The organism is Devosia albogilva (assembly GCF_042685625.1).
Classification (GTDB): Bacteria; Pseudomonadota; Alphaproteobacteria; order Rhizobiales; family Devosiaceae; genus Devosia; species Devosia albogilva.
Genome location: NZ_JBHUNP010000001.1, coordinates 2348882 through 2365303 on the forward strand (window position 1 = coordinate 2348882; position 16422 = coordinate 2365303).

Below are 16422 nucleotides of genomic sequence, written 5' to 3' on the forward strand. Positions count from 1 at the left end.
CGCCGGCGCACTGCGCCGCTGCGAAACCGCCACCCTTGGCTGCCTGAAAACCCGTCACCCCTGCCTCCCGCGCACCGTTTTCGGTGTCTGCTGCGGCGCTGCTGGGAAGGGGATGTCCCGCCAACCGCGACCGCACGGTTGAGATCCTTACGGGCCTCTCAGAAGGTCGAGTTCAGCATCGGTCCGTGGTGAACGGTCAGACCGAAGAAAACCCGCGTAGCTCACGCTTGACCACATACCCTGGCTGGACCCCTCGGGGTCCATGACGTGTCTCCGGCCGTTCCTGAGGGGTTGCTCCCACTTGGATGTATGGAAGATGTGCCGACGGCCGCCCGTAAGTCAACGATTTTGTTGAAATAGCTGTTGGTCAACCAAAAATGCTTATACACATCAGTAAGTTAGATCATTTAAACTGCCATACAAGATGACAAGTTCAGGGCGCAGTCCGAACCTCACGGAGTGGTATTTTCCCCCATGGGAAAGATGTTCCGCTCCCAACCGAAACAACGCCAAGTAACCTCGCCAGCCGCGGGAGCTTTACCGGGCTCTTCGCCCTCCTTATTATGCCCGCCGCGGTGGGGCATTGGAGGGACATCATGCAGCAGACCCGTTTGTGGGTGCGCTGGTTCGGCGCGGCCATGCTCATGCTCGCCGGGGCTTTGCCCGCCACCGCTGCCGATCCGAAGATCACCTTGCTGCCCAGCACGGACCTGCCCGGGTTCGACTACTCCATCAGCCGCAACACCACGCTCGAGGCCTGTCAGGCGGCCTGTGCCGACGATCGGATCTGCCGCGCCTTCACCTTCAACGAGCAGTCGCGCTGGTGCTTCCTCAAGGGCACCGTCGGCGAGGAGACCGCCTATGAAGGCGCTACCTCCGGCCGCGTCGTCCGCTCGCCCACACCGGCCGTGACCCAGGTTGTCCGCCAGGCCGAGCTGCCGTTCCCCGCCGATTACATCATCAGCACCGCCCGCGACCTCGTCGACGAGCTGCCCACCACCGATGCGCCGCCGCCCAAGGCCACCTATGCCGGGCTGGTCTCCGCCGGCGACACGGCGATGTCCGAGGATAATCCGGCCGCGGCGATCATCTCGTACCGCCAGGCGCTCGGCATCAATGGCAACGACCCTGCGGTCTGGCTCGCCCTGGCCGATGCCGTCCTGAGCCGGCTCGAGCACATTGCCGACACCGAGAACAGCAGCCGTTCGGAGTTGATCCGCGTCGCCGGTGCTGCCGCCATGAACGCGTTCCTCCGCGCCGAATCCATCGAAGAGCGCGCCAGCGGGTTGCGGGCGCTGGCTTATGCCATCGAGTTCCGCGAGATGTATCGCGAAGCCATCGCGACCTATCGCGCCAGCCTGGCTCTGGTGCCGAACGAGGTGCTGCAAGCTCATCTCGACGAGGTCGTCGCCCAGCATGGCTTTGCCATCACCAGCCACCAGGTCGACTCCGACGGTGCCACGCCGCGCGTCTGCGTCGTCTTCTCCGATCCGCTGTCCCGCAGCGGCGCCGATCTCGCCAGCTATGTGGTCGTTCCCGACGCGCCGCAGGCGGCGATCGAAACCACCGAGGACCAGATCTGCGTCGAAGGCCTCGAGCATGGCCGCCGCTACGCCATCCGTTTCCGCGCCGGGCTCAGCTCGGCCGATGGCGAAACTCTCGGCAAGGACGTCGCACTCGACGTCTACGTGCCCGACCGCGCCGCCTTTGTCGGTTTCGCCAACACCGCCTATGTGATGCCCTCGGGCCTTGCTGGCGGTCTGCCCATCAGCTCCGTCAACGCCGAAACTGCCGAGATCATGATCTACCGCATCGGCGATCGGTCCATCGCCATGGCGGTGCGCGACGGCGTCTTCGCCGGTGATCTCTCGCAATACTCGGCCGAAAACATGGCCTTGGAGACCGGCGAACTGGTGTTCGAGGGCGAGGTCGACCTCACTCAGGGCGAGCGCAACGCCATGACGACCACCGCCGTGCCGGTGGGCGAGGCGATCGGCACCATGCAGCCCGGCGCCTATGTCATCACCGCCAGGGTCAAGGGCGAGGAAGGTGAGTACTGGCGCGACCTCGCTACCCAATGGTTCATCGTCACCGATCTCGGCCTCACCACGATCCAGGGTGATGACGGCGTCCACGCCTTCGTCCGCGGCCTGACCAGCGCCGAGCCGGTCGAGGGCGCCAGCGTCCGGCTTGTCGCCCGCAACAACGAGATCCTGGGCGAAGCCACCACCGATGCCGACGGCCGCGCCATCTTCGCGCCGGGCCTTGCCCGCGGCGAGGGCGGTCGCGCCCCGCAACTGCTGGTCGCTGAAACCGGAGAGGGCGACTACGCCTTCCTCGACCTCTCCCGTCCTGCCTTCGATCTCAATGACCGGGGCGTCGAGGGCCGTCCCTCGCCGGGGCCGCTCGACGTCTTCGCCACCACCGAACGCGGCGTCTATCGACCGGGCGAAACCGTGTTCTTCACCGCGCTGCTGCGCGATGAGCGCGCCAATGCCGTCACCGGCATGCCGCTGACCCTCGAGGTCGAACGTCCCGATGGCGTGGTCGCCAACCGCCAGGTGCTCAACGAGGAAGGCGAGGGCGGTTATTTCACCGCTCTGCCCATGGCCGCCGAGGCCATGCGCGGCAGTTGGACGCTCAGGCTCTATGCCGATCCCGATGCCGCCTCGCTCAGCAGCACCAGCTTCCTCGTCGAAGATTTCGAGCCCGAGCGCCTCGCCTTCGAACTCAGCGCCCCCGAAGGCGCCATGATCCCCGGCGAAGCCACCGAGATCGACGTCGCCGCCAAATACCTCTACGGCGCCACCGCGCCCAATCTCGCGGTCGAAGCCGATGCGATCGTCCGTCCGCGCACCACGCTGCCGGATTTCCCCGGCTACACCTTCGGCCGCGAGGACGACACGACCGAGACCAGCCGCGAGCCGCTCGGCGTCGTCGCCTATACGGATGACACGGGCGCCGCCGTGGCCGAGATCGTGCTGCCCGAGCCGGCCTCGACGACGCGCCCGCTGGAAGCGCAGGTGCTGCTGCGCCTGGTCGACACCAATGGCCGCACCGTCGAGCGCAGCATCACCCGGCCCGTCGAGGCTTCGGGTGATCGCCTCGGCATTCGCCCCGCCTTCTCCGATCCTTCCGGCATCGAGGAAGGCAGCGAAGCCCGCTTCGACATCATCGCCGTTTCGCCCGACAACGAGGCTGTCGCCAAAAAGGGCGTCCGCTGGAGCCTGTCGCGCATCGAGACCAGCTACCAATGGTACCGCGACGGCTCGTCCTGGCGCTGGGAGTCGATCACCACGCCGCGCGAAGTGGATAGCGGCACCGTCGATATTCCCGAGGGCGGTCCCGCCAGCGTGGGCGCCAATGTGCGTTGGGGCCTCTATCGGCTCGAAGTCGAGACCGGCGGCCGCAACCCGCACTCGTCGAGCTACGAGTTCTATGCCGGCTACTACTATGCCGAAGCCGGCTCCAACACGCCCGACACGCTGGAAGTTGCTCTCGACAAACCGTCCTATCGCGTCGGCGACACCGCCCAGCTCCGGCTCGATCCGCAGTTCGCCGGCACTGCGCTGGTTATGGTGGTCGACAACCGCATCATCAGCATGGAGGCGGTGGACGTGCCCGGGGGTGGCACCACCGTGCCGCTGCCGGTCACCGAGGAATGGGGCCCCGGCGCCTATGTCACCGCCGCGCTCTATCGCCCGGCGGACGCGGCGCAGAAGCGCATGCCGGCCCGCGCCCTCGGCCTTGCCTTCGCCGATGTCGATCCGGGCGACCGCAAGCTCGACGTGACGCTGGACGTGCCCGAGGAGACGCTGCCGCGCCAGAGCCTCGAGGTCACCGTCGAACTCGGCAATGTCGCCGCCGGCACCGAGGCTTATGTGGCCGTCGCTGCCGTCGACCTCGGCATTCTCAACCTCACCAACTTCCAGGTGCCGGCGCCCGACGACTGGTATTTCGGTCAGCGCCAGCTCGGCGTGGAAATCCGCGACCTCTACGGCCAGTTGATCGATCCCACGCAAGGCTTGCCCGGCGCCCTCCGCTCCGGCGGCGATGGCGGCGGCTCGCGCCTCGGCACGCCTCCGCCCACCACCGTTCTGGTGGCCCAGCACTCGGGCATCGTCGAGGTCGACGAGAACGGCAACGCTACCGTCACCTTCGACATGCCCGACTTCGCCGGCACCGTCCGCGTCATGGCCATGGCCTGGACTGCCGACGCCGTCGGCCACGCCTCGGCCGACGTCATCGTCCGCGATCCGGTGGTGGTGACCCTGAGCCCGCCGCGCTTCCTGCGCGTCGGCGACGAGTCGCGCCTCCTGGTCGAGGTCAACAACGTGTCCGGCGAGGCCGGCACCTATTCCGTCGGCCTCAGCCTCGGCGACGGCATCAGCACCGATGCCGAAAATACCGAGATGGAACTGGCCGAAGGCGAACGCACCTCGCTCGACCTCACCCTCTCCGGTACCGCCATCGGTGACGTGCCGGTGGTGGTGACGCTGACCCAGCCCGACGGCTCGACCCTCACCAAGGAACTGCTGCTCGGCGTCCGTCCGGTCAGCGCCATGACGATGTCGCGACGCCTGCTGCCGCTCCCTGCCGGGGAAACGGTCACGGTCGGCCCCGACTACCTGCAGGACTATCTCGAGGACACCGGCGAGATCACCCTCGCTATCGGGCCGCTCGCCCGCCTCGATGTCCCGGGCCTGTTGCAGTCGCTCAGCCGCTATCCCTATGGCTGCGCCGAGCAGGTCTCGAGCCGTGCCCTGCCGCTGCTCTACCTCGAGGAAGTGGCGTCCCGCATCGGCCTCGGCGAAGACGGCGAGATCGACAAGACCGTGGCCGATGCCATCACCGCCATCCTCGCCAAGCAGAGCTCCAGCGGTGGCTTCGGCCTCTGGGGACCCTATGACGGCGGTGACTTCTGGCTCGACGGCTTCGTCACCGACTTCCTGATGCGCGCCCGCGACCAAGGCTATGACGTGCCCGAACTCGCCCTCACCCGGGCGCTCGACAGCCTTGCCAACCAGTTGTCCTACGCCTCGGACTTCGACAAGGGCGGCGAGGATATCGCTTACGCGCTCTACGACCTCGCCCGTGCCGGCCGTGCCGCCATCGGCGACCTGCGCTACTACCACGAAGCCCGGCTCGACGCCTTCGCCACCCCGCTGGCGCAGGCTCAGCTCGGTGCGGCGCTGGCGCTTTACGGCGACCAGACCCGCGCCGCCCAGGCCTTCGAGGCCGCCCTCGACAACCTGCGCACGCCCGACACCCGCGACTACCGTCCGGACTATGGCAGCCACATGCGCGACCTCGCCGGCGTGATTGCCCTTGCCGCCGAGTTCCACCCCGAGGGCCTCGACCTCGTCGCCCTCACCAACCAGTTGGCCAAGCTCCGCGACCGATCCGACTACACCTCCACCCAGGAGGATACCTGGACCCTGCTCGCCGCCGCCGCCCTCGGCCGCGATGCCGGCGATGGCTCCGTCACTGTCGCGGGTGAAGCCGCCACCGGCGCCGTCTACCGCAAGCTGACCGCCGCCGAACTCGGCGACGGCATCGAGGTCGCCAATACCGGCAACGACGCCACCGAGGTGATGGTCTCGACCTCCGGCTATCCGGTCGAGCCCCCCGAGGCCTCCGCCAACGGCTTCGAACTGCGCCGCACCTACTACCTGCCCGACGGCACCGAGATCGATCCGACCACCACCGTGCTCACCCAGAACGAGCGCCTGGTGGTCGTCATCGACATGTGGGTCGATGACCTCGGCTCCGGCCAGTACCTCGTCGCCGACCCGCTGCCCGCCGGCTTCGAGATCGAGAACCCGAACCTGTCGGCCGGGGAGGGCGCCTCCGACTTCGACTGGCTCCAGCTCAACTCGCCGGTCCATGTCGAGTCGCGCACCGACCAGTATGTCGCCGCCTTCCGCTTCTTCTCCGAGCCCGAGGGCCCCATCACCACCGGCTATATGGTCCGTGCCACCTCGCCCGGCACCTTCGTGCTGCCCGGCACCACCGTGGAGGACATGTACCGCCCCGAGCGGCGCGCCGTGCTCGGCAGCGGCGAGGTCGAGGTGACCCCGGCCGGGCGATGACCAGCCCGGACGACAGCATCGGTTCATCGCCACCGCGCCCTTGGGTGCGGTGGCTGACGCTTGCCGGGTTTTCGCTGTTCACATTGACATTGGCAGCGTTCATCCACGTTCATTCTGTGGTCCTCGGCATCGCCGCCACCCTGCCGCCGACCCCCGATCCGGCTGCTGTGCCCGTCTCGGTCGCGGTGGTCGATCGCGAGCACCGGCTGCTCCGCCCCTTCACCACCGCCGACGGCCGCTGGCGCCTGCCGGTCACCCACGCCGAGGTCGATCCGCGCTTCCTCGACATGCTGATTGCTTATGAAGACAGGAGTTTTCACGAGCATCACGGCATCGCCTGGAACTCCATGCTCCGCGCCGCCGGCCAGTTCGTCCTCGCCGGCGGCCGCGTCGTCTCGGGCGGTTCCACCCTCACCATGCAGGTCGCCCGCCTGCTCGAAGGCAGCGCCACCCGCAGCCTCGACGGCAAGCTCCGCCAGATGGTCCATGCCGACCGGCTGGAAGCCACGCTGAGCAAGCAGCAGATCCTCGATCTCTACCTCACCCTCGCCCCCTATGGCGGCAACATCGAGGGCGTGCGTGCCGCCAGCCTCGCCTGGTTCGGCAAGGAGCCGACCCGCCTCACCACAGCCGAGGCCGCATTGCTGGTGGCCCTGCCGCAATCCCCGGAAGCCCGCCGTCCCGACCGCGATCCCGCCGCGGCCCAGCGCAGCCGCGACATGGTGCTCGACCGCCTCGTCGCCCTCGGTGCCCTGCCGGCGGAGGAGGCCGCCGCCGCCAAGCACGAGCCGATTCCCGCTGCCCGCCGCGCCTTCCCGATGCTCGCCGCACACCTGGCGGAATCGGCCGTGCGCGCCCGGCCTGCCGCCCGAGAAATCCCGCTCACCATCGACCGCCCCTTTCAGGAGGCGCTCGAGCGCCTCGCCGCCGCCCGCGCCCGCCTGATCGCCCCCCGCGTCTCCGTCGCCATCGTCGCCGCCGACATCGAAACCGGCGAAATCCTCGCCTCGGTCGGCTCCTCCGGCCTGCTCAACACCGAGAGCAAGGGCTTCGTCGACATGACCACGGCCGTTCGTTCCCCCGGCTCGACCCTCAAACCCTTCATCTATGGCCTCGCCTTCGAACTCGGCCTCGCCCACCCGGAATCGCTGATCGAGGACCGCCCCACCGCCTTCGGCGCCTATGTCCCGGTCAATTTCGACGGCTTCACCCGCGGCACCGTCAGCATCCGCGCCGCGCTGGCGGAATCGCTCAACATCCCCGCCATCGTCGTGCTCGATGCCGTCGGCCCTGCCCGCCTTGTCGCCCGCCTGCGCCGCGCCTATGCCACCATGACGCTGCCCACCGATACGGCCCCGAGCCTTGCCGTCGGCCTCGGCGGCGTCGGCGTGACGCTGCGCCACCTCGTCTCCGCCTATGCTGCCCTCGCCCGCGGCGGCATGCCGGTCCACCTCGTCGACGGCAGCCGTCCCGGCGAGGCGCCGGTGGGTCAGCCCGCCCCCGTGCTCGATCCGATCGCCGCCTGGTATGTGGCCGATATCCTCGCCGACGTGCCGCCGCCGCTCAACGGCTCGCCCGGCCGCATCGCCTACAAGACCGGCACCTCCTATGGCTATCGCGATGCCTGGGCCATCGGCTTCGACGGCAGCACCGTGATCGGCGTCTGGGTCGGGCGCCCCGATGGTGCTCCGGTGCCCGGCATGGCCGGCATCACCGCCGCGGCCCCGGTGCTGTTCGAGGCCTTCGATCGCCTCGGCCCGCGCAAGGCGCCGCTGCCCCGCGCCCCTGCCGGTGCTCTTGTAGCCTCCAACACCGAACTGCCCGACCCGCTGCGCCGCTTCCGCCACCCCGATAGCGGCCTCGTCGCCCGCCAGGCGGCGCCGGAGATCGCCTTTCCCGTCGATGGCGTCGATGTCGATCTCGGCTTCTCCGCCGGAGAAGCCTCGCCGCTGATGGTGCGCATACGCAACGGCGTGCCGCCCTTCACTTTCCTTGCCAATGGCGCGCCCTTCGGCCGTTCGGCCTTTGCCCGCGAGAGCTTCTGGGAGCCGGACGGGCCGGGCTATGTTACCCTGTCGGTGGTCGATGCAGCCGGGCAGGGGGACAGCGTCACCGTCTTCCTGGATTAGCCGCTTGCAGCGCGGTGCTTGAACCGCGGCCCGACACTTCCCAATTAGCACCTGCTCATCAGGAGGTCCCATGGCCAGCGATCGCGCGTTTGCCCAATACGACATCGAGAAGAAGTCTTTGCTCGTGGCCTATGTGCTGTGGTTCTTCCTCGGCTATGTCGGCGCGCACCGCTTCTATCTCGGCAAGCCGCTGAGCGGCTTCATCATGCTGGCCTTCTCCGCCGCCGTGCTGCTGCTGACCCTGGTCAGCTTCGGCGTCCTCGGCTTCCTCTGGGCGCTGGTCGGCCTGTGGTGGCTCATCGATGCGCTGCTGATCCCCGGCATCGCCGCCGGCCGCAACAGCCGCATCGCCGATCGCCTTCTGGGTCGCCGCTAGCCGAACCCGCGGTTGACGCCTGCCGGTCGCCGCCCTAGCGTTCCGGCATGGTCACCCTCAAGGAAATCGCGGCTGCCGTTGGCGTCTCCAGCGCCACCGTTTCGCGCGTCCTCAACTACGATCCGACGCTGTCGATCTCGACCCGCAAGCGCCACGCCATCATCGAGGCCGCCGAGGCGCTGAACTACGCCACCCCGCGCAACCGCAACCGCGCCAACCAGCAGGGTCTGACCAAGCTTGCGCTGGTCCACTTCCTTCGCCCCGAGCAGGAACTGGTGGATCCCTACTACGTCGGCCTCCGCCTCGGCATCGAAAGCCGCTGCGCCGCGCTGAAGGTCGAGACCGTCAAGGTCTACCACACCGATGCCCGGCCCGACGCCGCCATGCTGCAGAGCGCCTCCGGCGTCATCGCTATCGGCCGCCAGGACGAGGACGAGATCGACTGGCTCCGCCGCCACACCCGCCATCTGGTGTTCGCCGATTTCGCCCCCGCCGACGACCAGCTCGATGGCGTCCATGCCGATCTGTGGCTCGCCATGGAAAAGCTCCTGGTGCAGCTCGCCGCCGCTGGCTACCGGCGCATCGCCTATATCGGCTGGGGCGATCGGCGCGCCCAGTCCTATGTGCAGTGGATGACCCAGGCCGGCTGGTTCGACGACCGCATGTTCCGTAGCGGCGACAACACCGAGCAGGGCGGCTACCGCCTCACCACCGAGATTCTGGAACAGAAGCGGCCGCCCGAAGTCATCATCACCTTCAACGATTCCATGGCCATCGGCGCCTACCGCGCCATTCACGAAAAGGGGCTGTCGATCCCCGACGACATCGGCGTGGCGAGCTTCAACGACGTCTCCGTGGCGCAGTTTCTGAACCCGCCGCTAACCACCGTGCACCTGCCAGCCGAGGAGATCGGCGAGACCGCGGTGGAGCTGATGCTGGAGCGCGTCGGCGGCCGGGAACTGGCCAAGCAGATCACCCTCGCTTCGCGTCTGGTCTGGCGCGCCAGCACCCGCCTGCCGGGCGGTGGAATGCCGGGGTAAATATTTACTGAAATCTTGCGCGGCCGTTTGGATGCGGCTACGCTCCTCCCCAGGGTGAATGAGGATACACCCGCCAAAGGGAGGATAGAATGACCCGCATTTCTACGGGCTGGAAGCGCACGCTCGTCGCAGCGCTCGCCGGCGTCAGCATGCTCGGTGTGACCGCCGCGTCGGCTGTCGACATCACCGTCTGGGCCTGGGACCCGAACTTCAACGGCGCGACCATGAAGCTCGCAGGCGAGCGCTACGCCGCCGAGCACCCCGACGTGACCGTCAACATCGTCGACTTCGCCAAGGCCGACCTCGAAACCAAGCTGCAGGCGCAGCTCGCCTCCGGCACCACCGATGGCCTTCCCGACATCGTGCTGATCGAAGACTATGGTGCCCAGAAGTACCTGCAGTCCTTCCCCGGCGCCTTCGAGCCGCTGACCAGCCACATCGATTACTCTGGCTTCGCGCCCTACAAGGTCGAACTCGCGACCCTGAATGGCGAAGTCTACTCGCTGCCCTTCGACTCCGGCGTCACGGGTTTCTTCTACCGGTCCGACATCCTCGAAGAGGCCGGCTACAGCGCCGATGCCCTCCAGGACATCACCTGGGACGAGCTCATCGAGATCGGCCTCGACGTCAAGGAAAAGACGGGACAGATCATGTTCCCGATCGATCCGAACGATGCCGGCATCTTCCGCATCATGATGCAGTCCGCCGGTTCCTGGTATTTCGATGCCGACGGCAACGTCACCATCGCCGACAATGCCGTGTTCAAGGAAGCGCTCGCGACCTACCAGCGCCTCGTCGCCTCCGGCATCACCAAGCCGGTTGCCGGCTGGACGGAATATACCGGCTCCTTCACCTCCGGCGACACCCTCGGCACCGTCACCGGCGTGTGGATGACCGGCACCATCAAGGCCAACCCCGATCAGTCCGGCCAGTGGGGCATCGCCCCCATCCCGTCGCTCGCCAATGTGGAAGGCGCCACCCACGCCTCCAATCTCGGCGGTTCGAGCTGGTACGTGATGGCTGCCGGCCCGCAGAAGGAAGCCGCCATCGACTTCCTCGCAACCATCTGGGGTCAGGACACCGAATTCTATCAGCAGATCCTGGTCAACCAGGGCGCTCTCGGCTCACTCCTCGCCGCGCGTGAAGGCGAAGCCTATTCGGCCAGCGACGATTTCTTCGGCGGTGCGCCCGTCTGGCAGAACTTCTCCGATTGGCTCGGCGCCATCCCGGCTGTGAACTACGGCATCTTCACCAACGAGGCCGACGCTGCCGTGGTCGCTCAGATCCCGGCGCTCACCAGCGGCGGCAATGTCGACGAGATCGCCGCCGCCATCGACGCCCAGGTCCGTCAGCAGACCCAGTAAGGCTCAAGCCATCCGGAGGCGCCCAGCGCCTCCGGCCTCCCGCGACCCCGCGCGCGGCAACTGCCTCGGCAGTGTGCGCGGGGCCGTCGGCCAACGGGACTGTTTAGGACGGCAGCATCTACCTGCTCGATGTCACCCCGGCCTTGAGCCGGGGCCCATCCTGAGATCTCAAGATGGATCCCCGCTTCCGCGGGGATGACAGCCGGTGGATGTCGGTGCGGAAATCCCTCAGGGAAGGTGAGGAGAAGCAAAGATGGTGGCAGGGGCGGACACCACGAGCATCGGAGCGCGAGGCGGTCGCACGCGCCCCAATCTCGGCCGCAGCGAACAGGTGAACGGCTGGCTCTTCGTCATGCCGGCGCTGGTGCTGCTCGGCATCTTCATGATCTACCCGATCCTGTGGTCGCTCTGGATGAGCTTCCAGGTCGGCCGCGGCATGAATCTCAGCTTCGGCGGCTTTGCCAACATCGTCCGCCTCACCCAGGACCCGGTCTTCATCCGGGCACTCACCAACACCCTGACTTTCCTCGCGGTCCAGGTGCCGGTCATGCTGATCTTGGCCCTGCTCTTTGCCAATGCGCTCAACAACAGCCGGCTGTGGGGCAGGGGCCTATTCCGCACCGCGATCTTCCTGCCCTGCGTCACCTCGCTGGTCGCCTATTCGGTGGTGTTCAAGTCGATGTTCGCGCAGGACGGCATCGTCAACCAGATGCTGATGGCGCTGCACATCATCGGCAGCCCCATTCCGTGGCTGGCCGATCCGTTCTGGGCCAAGGTCGTCATCATCACCGCCATTACCTGGCGGTGGACCGGCTACAACATGATCTTCTATCTCGCCGCGATGCAGAACATCGACCGGTCGATCTATGAGGCGGCCCGTATCGATGGCGTCCCGGCCTGGGCCCGCTTCTGGTACATCACCGTGCCCATGTTGAAGCCGGTGATCCTCTTCACCACGGTGATCTCGACAATCGGCACGCTGCAGCTCTTCGACGAGCCCAACCTGATCACCCAGGGCGGTCCGTCCGACGCCACCCTGACGCTGTCGCTCTACATCTACAATCTCAGCTTCAAGTTCATGCCGAGCTTCGGCTACGCCGCGACCGTGTCCTACGTCATCGTCGTACTGGTCGGCATTCTGAGCCTGTTGCAGTTCCTCGCCGCCCGGGATCGCCGCGCATGAGCAATCCAACCGCCCTTCTCGGCCGCGTCGCCACCTACCTGCTCCTGAGCATCGCCGCTTTCGTGTCGGTGTTCCCCTTCTTCTGGATGGCGGTCGGCGCCACCAACACCTCCGCCGACATCCTCAAAGGCAAAGCGACGCCCGGCGGCGCGCTGTGGACCAACATGGTCACCTTCTTCTCCTCGGTCGACATGCCGAGGATCCTGTTCAACTCGTTCTTCATTGCCGGCGTCGGCACGGCGCTGACCCTGCTGGTCTCCTCGCTCGCCGGTTATGGCTTCGAGATGTTCCGCTCGCGCTTCCGCGAACGGGTCTTCGCCGGCCTGCTTCTGATGCTCTCCATCCCATTTGCCGCCCTGATGGTGCCGCTCTTCGTGATGATGGCCAACTTCAAGATGATCAACACCTACCAGGCGATCATCCTGCCCACCGTCGCCTCGATCTTCATCATCTTCTACTTCCGCCAGGCGACGAAGGCCTTCCCGCATGAGCTGCGCGATGCCGCCCGCATCGACGGCCTCAAGGAATGGCAGATCTTCTTCAACGTCTACATGCCGGTGATGCGCTCGACCTATGCGGCCGCCACCATCATCGTGTTCATGGCCAACTGGAACAACTACCTCTGGCCGCTGATCGTGCTGCAGACCAACGAGATGAAGACCCTCACTCTGGTGGTGGCGGGCCTCACCTCCGCCTACACGCCCGACTGGGGCGTCGTCATGGTCGGGGCGATCTTTGCCACCCTGCCCACTCTCGTCATCTTCTTCCTGCTCCAGCGGCGCTTCGTCGAAGGCATGCTGGGCGCCGTCAAATAGAGAAACTATGCGTCCCCTGATCGACTTCAATTCCGGCTGGCTCTTCGAAGGCAGCGAGACCGTTCGCCTGCCGCACACCGCCGTCGAGCTGCCCTTCAGCTATTTCGACGAGAAGAGCTACCAGCGCCCCTTCACCTACGAAAAGCGCTTCACCGCCGATCCCTCCTGGAACGGCAAGGAAGTGTCGATTGTCTTCGATGGCGTCATGGCAAACTGCAAAGTCAGCCTCAACGGCAACGAAACGCAGTCACATCGTGACGGATATACCCCCTTCGAGGTGCGCCTGACCGGCAAGCTGCAGCCGGGCGAGAACGTCCTCACCGTCACCATCGACGGCAGCGAAAACCCCGAGATTCCGCCCTTTGGCGGGCAGATCGACTACCTCACCTATGCCGGCATCTACCGCGACGTCTGGCTGCGCGTCACCAGCCCGATTTTCGTCCAGAACGCCAAGATCGAAACCCCTAACGTCTTGGCAGACCACAAATCTCTCCGTGCCCGCATCGAAATCGCCAACCCCCAAAACCTGCCGCTCTCGGGCACCTTGCTGGCCACCCTCAAGGACAGCCAGGGCAACACCATCGCCACCACCGACGCTTCGCTCGACAGCACCAGCATCGAGATCGCCCTCGACGATCTCCCCGGCATCTCCTTGTGGGACATCAATAATCCCGCCCTCTACACCCTCGCCGTCACTTTGGATACGACCCACGGCCAGGATGAATCCACCTTCCGCTTCGGCTTCCGCTCGGTCGAGTTTACTCCGGAGGGGTTCAAGCTCAACGGCAAGCCACTAAAGCTGCGCGGCCTCAATCGCCACCAGTCCTTCCCCTATTCCGGCTATGCCATGGGCCGCTCGGCCCAGGAGCGCGACGCCGAGATCCTCAAGCACGAGCTGCACCTCAACATCGTGCGCACTTCGCACTACCCGCAGTCACACTGGTTCCTCGACCGCTGCGACGAACTGGGCCTGCTGGTGTTCGAGGAAATCCCGGGCTGGCAGCACATCGGCGGCGAGGCGTGGAAGGACGAGTCCGTCGAGAATGTCCGCCGCATGATCACCCGCGACTGGAACCATCCGTCGATCGTCATCTGGGGCGTGCGCATCAACGAATCCCAGGACGACCACGATTTCTACATTCGTACCAACAAGTTGGCGCATGAGCTCGACACCACCCGCCCCACCGGCGGGGTCCGCTACATCACCGAAAGCGAGCTGCTCGAAGACGTCTACACCATGAACGACTTCATCCTCGGCAACGAGGAACTGGGCGGAAACCGGCCACGCACGCCGCTGCGCCCGCAACAGGAAGTCACCGGGCTCGATCGCGTCGTTCCTTACATGATCACCGAGTATGGCGGGCACATGTATCCCACCAAGGTGCATGATCAGGAGCAGCGCCAGGCAGAACATGTGCGCCGTCATCTCGAGGTGATGAATGCCGCCTATGGTGATCCGCAGATTGCCGGCTGTATAGGCTGGTGCGCCTTCGACTATAATACTCACAAGGACTTCGGTTCCGGCGATCGCATCTGCCATCATGGCGTCATGGACATGTTCCGCGAGCCGAAGTTTGCGGCCTATGCTTATGCCAGCCAGTGCGATCCGGACGAGGAGGTCATCCTCAAGCCGGTGACCTTCTGGGCACGCGGGGAGCGCAACATCGGCGGCGTCTTGCCGCTGATCGTGCTAACCAATTGTGATTACGTGGAATTGCGCTACGGCAACAACCCGCCCAAGCGCTTTACGCCGGATCGCGAGACCTATCCGCACCTGCCGCATGCGCCGGTGGTGATGGACCGCAAGGACTTCAGCGACGAAGAACTCGGCCGCTGGGGCATGTCCTGGGAAAGCGCCACCATCACCGGCTATGTCGGCGGCAAGGCGATGAAAGAGGTGAATTTCGTCTGCGATCCGTTACCGGCGACGCTCGAAGTGCAGGCGGATGGTGAAAACCTGACAGGTTTGGGGGAAACAGTGCGGGTGATGGTCCGCGCGCTCGACCAGGCCGGCAACAAGCTGCCCTTTTTCTCCGATCCGGTCAGCATCGAGGTCGGCGGAGCAGGGGAGCGCCTGGGCCCGGCACTGGTTCCGCTGCGCGCCGGATCGACCGGGTTCTGGGTCCGTGCCACCGGGCAGGGGCCGATCACCGTCACCGTCACCAATGAGCGGCTCGGCCGCCAGTCCATCACGCTCACGGCGAACTAGGGGGAAGTCGTCATGTCCGGACTAAAGCTCAGGGGCGTCCGCAAGTCCTTCGGTGCGGTCGAGGTCATCAAGGGCGTCGATCTCGACATCGGCGACAAGGAGTTCGTGGTCTTCGTTGGCCCCTCCGGCTGCGGCAAGTCCACGCTGTTGCGCATGATCGCCGGGCTCGAGACCATCACCGCCGGCGAGCTCGAGATCGGCGGCGAGCGGATGAACGATGTCGACCCCTCGCGGCGCGGCATCGCCATGGTGTTCCAGAGCTACGCGCTCTACCCGCACATGACGGTGCGCGACAACATGGGCTTCGCCCTGCGCTTCGCCGGTGCGCCCAAGCCCGAGATCGAGCGCCGCGTCGCCGAGGCCGCCCGCATCCTCGAGCTCGAGCCGCTGCTGGGCCGCTATCCCAAGGAACTGTCCGGCGGGCAGCGCCAGCGCGTCGCCATCGGCCGCGCCATTGTGCGCCAACCCGATGTTTTCCTGTTCGACGAACCGCTCAGCAACCTCGATGCCGAACTGCGCGTCCACATGCGCATCGAGATCGCCCGCCTCCACCAGGAACTCAAGACCACCATCATCTACGTGACCCACGACCAGGTCGAGGCGATGACGCTGGCCGACCGCATCGTGGTGCTGCGCGACGGCACCATCGAGCAGGTCGGCACGCCGCTCGAACTCTATGACGATCCGGACAATCTCTTCGTCGCCGGCTTCATCGGCTCGCCGCGCATGAACTTCCTCAAGGGGACCGTCGAGAACGGCGCCATCCGGCTGACCGACTACCCGGCCAATCTCGTGCCCTCGCCGGTGAAGCTCTCCGATGGCACGCCCGTCACCGTCGGCATCCGCCCCGAACACTTCCGCCGCGAGGGCCCTGCCGCTCTCGATGTCACCGTGGAACTCATCGAACACCTGGGTGGCGAAACCTACGCCTATGCCCGCGGCTCCGCCGGCGAGTTGCTGACCATAGCCACCGACAACGATCGCCAGCTCGCCTCGGGCGACAGCTACCGCGCCCATTTCGACCCGGCGCAACTGCTGGTTTTCAGCGAAGCCGGCCGGCGGCTGCGCTAGCGCTCACGCCGCCTGCATCTGCGCCTTGGCCGCCCTCAGCTCCCGGCCCCGGCGGCAGGCCGAACAGCCGCCGGTAGTCACGGGTGAACTGCGGCACGCTTTCGTAGCCCACCGCATAGGCGGCGTTGCTGATCATCTCGCCC

General features: G+C 66.3%; 9 protein-coding genes. All 9 read left to right on the plus strand.

Translation table 11 applies throughout. The annotated features are described in order from the left end of the window. Positions 1 to 596: 596 nt before the first annotated feature. Positions 597 to 6092 (plus strand): MG2 domain-containing protein, encoded by a 5496-nt coding sequence (locus ACFSX5_RS11825; protein WP_386833667.1) that lies wholly within the window; start codon positions 597 to 599, stop codon positions 6090 to 6092. Further along, on the plus strand, positions 6089 to 8221 hold the full coding sequence (gene pbpC, locus ACFSX5_RS11830) for a penicillin-binding protein 1C (protein ID WP_386833668.1): 2133 nt from the start codon (positions 6089 to 6091) through the stop codon (positions 8219 to 8221). Before ACFSX5_RS11825 ends, pbpC begins: the two co-directional genes overlap by 4 nt. Before the next feature lie 70 nt (positions 8222 to 8291). Continuing rightward, entirely contained in the window at positions 8292 to 8597 is a 306-nt protein-coding gene (locus ACFSX5_RS11835) for a TM2 domain-containing protein (protein WP_386833670.1), read from the plus strand. 47 nt (positions 8598 to 8644) lie between these two features. Then, on the plus strand, positions 8645 to 9637 hold the full coding sequence (locus tag ACFSX5_RS11840) for a LacI family DNA-binding transcriptional regulator (RefSeq protein ID WP_386833671.1): 993 nt from the start codon (positions 8645 to 8647) through the stop codon (positions 9635 to 9637). Between the two features lie 89 nt (positions 9638 to 9726). After that, positions 9727 to 11001, plus strand: coding sequence for an ABC transporter substrate-binding protein (locus tag ACFSX5_RS11845; protein WP_386833673.1), 1275 nt, complete (start codon positions 9727 to 9729; stop codon positions 10999 to 11001). A gap of 352 nt (positions 11002 to 11353) precedes the next feature. After that, positions 11354 to 12184, plus strand: a complete 831-nt coding sequence (locus ACFSX5_RS11850) for a carbohydrate ABC transporter permease (RefSeq protein ID WP_386835633.1) — start codon at positions 11354 to 11356, stop codon at positions 12182 to 12184. Beyond that, entirely contained in the window at positions 12181 to 12999 is an 819-nt protein-coding gene (locus ACFSX5_RS11855; protein ID WP_386833674.1) for a carbohydrate ABC transporter permease, read from the plus strand. The genes ACFSX5_RS11850 and ACFSX5_RS11855 overlap by 4 nt, the downstream gene beginning before the upstream one ends. Before the next feature lie 7 nt (positions 13000 to 13006). After that, complete coding sequence (locus tag ACFSX5_RS11860) at positions 13007 to 15208, plus strand: glycoside hydrolase family 2 protein (RefSeq protein ID WP_386833675.1); 2202 nt, start codon at positions 13007 to 13009, stop codon at positions 15206 to 15208. A 12-nt stretch (positions 15209 to 15220) separates the two neighbouring features. Continuing rightward, a complete protein-coding gene (locus ACFSX5_RS11865; protein ID WP_386833676.1) occupies positions 15221 to 16279 on the plus strand; it encodes an ABC transporter ATP-binding protein in 1059 nt (352 codons plus the stop codon). The last annotated feature ends 143 nt before the right edge of the window (positions 16280 to 16422 follow it).

Excerpts from the sequence above, each read along its gene's own strand:
- ACFSX5_RS11835 (WP_386833670.1), top strand. The coding sequence starts at position 8,292 with ATGGCCAGCGATCGCGCGTTTGCCCAATACGACATCGAGAAGAAGTCT.
- ACFSX5_RS11845 (WP_386833673.1), top strand. The coding sequence starts at position 9,727 with ATGACCCGCATTTCTACGGGCTGGAAGCGCACGCTCGTCGCAGCGCTC.
- ACFSX5_RS11825 (WP_386833667.1), top strand. The coding sequence starts at position 597 with ATGCAGCAGACCCGTTTGTGGGTGCGCTGGTTCGGCGCGGCCATGCTC.
- ACFSX5_RS11855 (WP_386833674.1), top strand. The coding sequence starts at position 12,181 with ATGAGCAATCCAACCGCCCTTCTCGGCCGCGTCGCCACCTACCTGCTC.
- ACFSX5_RS11840 (WP_386833671.1), top strand. The coding sequence starts at position 8,645 with ATGGTCACCCTCAAGGAAATCGCGGCTGCCGTTGGCGTCTCCAGCGCC.
- ACFSX5_RS11865 (WP_386833676.1), top strand. The coding sequence starts at position 15,221 with ATGTCCGGACTAAAGCTCAGGGGCGTCCGCAAGTCCTTCGGTGCGGTC.
- pbpC (WP_386833668.1), top strand. The coding sequence starts at position 6,089 with ATGACCAGCCCGGACGACAGCATCGGTTCATCGCCACCGCGCCCTTGG.
- ACFSX5_RS11860 (WP_386833675.1), top strand. The coding sequence starts at position 13,007 with ATGCGTCCCCTGATCGACTTCAATTCCGGCTGGCTCTTCGAAGGCAGC.
- ACFSX5_RS11850 (WP_386835633.1), top strand. The coding sequence starts at position 11,354 with ATGCCGGCGCTGGTGCTGCTCGGCATCTTCATGATCTACCCGATCCTG.